Annotated in this window: 1 protein-coding gene; it reads left to right on the top strand. The window is 74.1% G+C overall.

The annotated features are described in order from the left end of the window. Nucleotides 1-65 precede the first annotated feature (65 nt). Nucleotides 66-259 (top strand): thiamine phosphate synthase (locus KVS71_RS17795; protein ID WP_217585199.1); only part of this gene is annotated, 194 nt, incomplete at its 3' end.

The raw sequence follows: 259 nt of genomic DNA on the forward strand, positions 1-259 counted from the left end.
GACGCCCTGTCCGCCGTGACCCCGGCGGATCTCCAGGCCCGCGCCCGCGTCGAGGAGGAGGCCCGATGACCGCCGACCTGTCCCTCTACCTCGTCACCGATCGGTCGCTGTGCGGTGCTCGTGGGGTGGACGAGACCGTCCGCGAGGCCGTGGCGGGTGGGGTCCGCATCGTGCAGCTCCGCGACAAGGAGGCGACGGGCGAGGAGGCGGTCGACCAGCTCCTCGCCCCGTCCGTGGCCATCGTCGGTCGCGCGCTGCT

Source organism: Microbacterium sp. GbtcB4, from assembly GCF_019091465.1.
Lineage (GTDB): Bacteria > Actinomycetota > Actinomycetes > Actinomycetales > Microbacteriaceae > Microbacterium > Microbacterium paraoxydans.